General features: G+C 37.6%; 1 protein-coding gene. It reads right to left on the bottom strand.

Annotated features, from left to right (window positions below; all coding sequences use genetic code 11):
- Positions 1-585: 585 nt before the first annotated feature.
- Complete coding sequence (locus FUA23_RS22050; RefSeq protein ID WP_147932939.1) at positions 586-2,001, bottom strand: hypothetical protein; 1,416 nt, start codon at positions 1,999-2,001, stop codon at positions 586-588.
- Positions 2,002-2,184: the final 183 nt, after the last annotated feature.

Genomic DNA, 2,184 nt, shown 5'->3' with positions numbered 1-2,184 from the left:
TGAGTACCGGTACGCACCAGCCACAGAATGGCATCAAGTACATCCCGGAGTTGATGTTTTGTCTTGCGGTTGATTGGTAGATAATCTTTAACTTCGTTCCACTGGCTGTCAGTCAACCGAGTCCACTGCTTGGTCATATTTGTAGTGTTTAGCGACTTACAAGATACGACTGACAGCCTTTATATCTAAATTTTCATAATTTTAGACACGCTCTGAGATAAACTGGGTTTTTCAATAGATTCTGCACCTAAATTGCCCATCTAAAGAAAAATCGGAGTACTGATAATCAATGACTTAGCCTGCAACGATCCTATTCAGAGTGGTTTGGGACTTTTTCACTCGCTATCGCGATCCCTGACTTCGTTAAAAAGCCTCGCCGAAACCAAGGCTTCGTCTACGTTTTTTGCCTTGTCAGGAACCGCGTTGGCTTCGCGCTAATTGTCCCAAACCACTCCGGCTTAAGTATACCGATTGAAACCCTGGTTGTAAACGAAGCATAACTTGAAGATGTCAGACACCTCCAAGGCACTTCACATCAGAGTTTCTTTAAATTGTCAGCCCCGGTTAAAAGGGTTAAAGTCAAGCTTAGAAACTATACTTAATAGATATGGAATTGAAACCCAGCATCCCTTCTTCGTCGAGACAAAACAGATCATAATTGAGTACGTTATCTCTCCAAGCATTATGAATAGATAGAGGTAATCCATTGATGAGGTTTATTGTTTGAATAGGATAATCTAAACTTACTCGCATGGTACTTAGAGTAAGCTTGTCATTTTCCATTATATCGTCTAATAATATAAGGTTGTTATTTTGAACTGTATTTAAAGAAATTTTCTCCGTAGCTTCTAGTAAAAAATGCACCTTAGTAATAGGCATTACCTGGCCACCAATATCGTAAGTAATTGATTCCGTATCAGCGGTCCTATTACTCAAAAAGAATTGATTGATTCTAAAAGAACCTAGCAAAATATTTTTAGATAATTCGTTGCCACCGTCACGGTTTTTTTGCACAGATAATATTGGCACAATATTGTCGTAAAAAATTGTAAGGTCCCCAGGCCTAAAGGCAGATTTGTATTCATAATCCAATACATTTGAGTTGTTATTATGTATGAATATTTCTTCACCAAGAAGTTTTCTTTCTTCATAGATCAGGCAAGAATAGCTACACTGTGATGAACAGGTTGTTAAATCAGTTTCGCTTCCATAAAGATTAAGCAATTGGTTGCTATTTTGAAGCAAGTCATTGACTTTAATTATTGTGAGTTCGGAGCCTTCAACCTCTATACCTCTTGACAGTATTTCCTCTCTATTTGATAGTCGATTGAAAGAGCTATGGAGTTGGTCAAACTGGATTCCGTTGTGACAATTTAAAAATCTATCCATAGCGATGAAGTCTTCGCTACTTTTAAGAACGAGAGGGAAATAAGTTGGAACACCATTGTTGTAAAGGTCTATTGCTCCACTGTGATGAAGACCTAAATACCCAAACTGACTAGGGTCTTTTGGACTGCTGACAGTTGTCGTAGTTTTTACATATACGAAAGGAACGTCCCTAGAAGTATTCCATTCTTGAATATTGATAATGTCTGGAATCTTAATGACAAGCAAAGGATCTTCCAGAAGAGCTGATTCAAAGTCCTCCAGTGTAGAAAAACAAGGGCTTGCGTTTTGTTCAAGAGTTATATCGATTAGTTCTTTTAGTGTTAATTCAGGAGTTATTCTCGAGCCAAGGTTAGTGAGCAGGCAGTACTCTTGATTGAAAATATTACTACTGGTTGAAGTATTTACTTTTAGATGCTCTAAAAAAGAGGGAAGTTTTAAAAGATCCCTTACCAATGTTCCGATACAGATTCTATTTACATCGACTTCACGATTTGTTAATTCTGAAGGAACCAGAACTGGATTTTCAAGAATCGGATAGATTGGATCAGGCTTTTTACAAGTAGAAAAGAAAAATATAAATAGGACAAAGCCATAGAAGAAAAGCATTTTCATAGCTGTAAATTTAATGCCCATCAGGAGGGAAGGGTAATTTAAATATCACCCCTACTCCTTAGAGCGTGTCTAAAAATTCGAGTCAAGATTTCTCTGTATTGACGATAGAACCATCTGAATGTTGGCCATCAAAATGAATGAAGCCGAATTTTCTATCGTTCGTTCCAGGTCCTTGGTGATTCT

Origin of the sequence: Neolewinella aurantiaca (genome assembly GCF_008014675.1) — a bacterium.
Classification (GTDB): Bacteria; Bacteroidota; Bacteroidia; order Chitinophagales; family Saprospiraceae; genus Neolewinella; species Neolewinella aurantiaca.
This window is presented reverse-complemented; position numbering and strand designations above follow the sequence as displayed.

Excerpts from the sequence above, each read along its gene's own strand:
- FUA23_RS22050 (WP_147932939.1), bottom strand. The coding sequence starts at position 2,001 with ATGAAAATGCTTTTCTTCTATGGCTTTGTCCTATTTATATTTTTCTTT.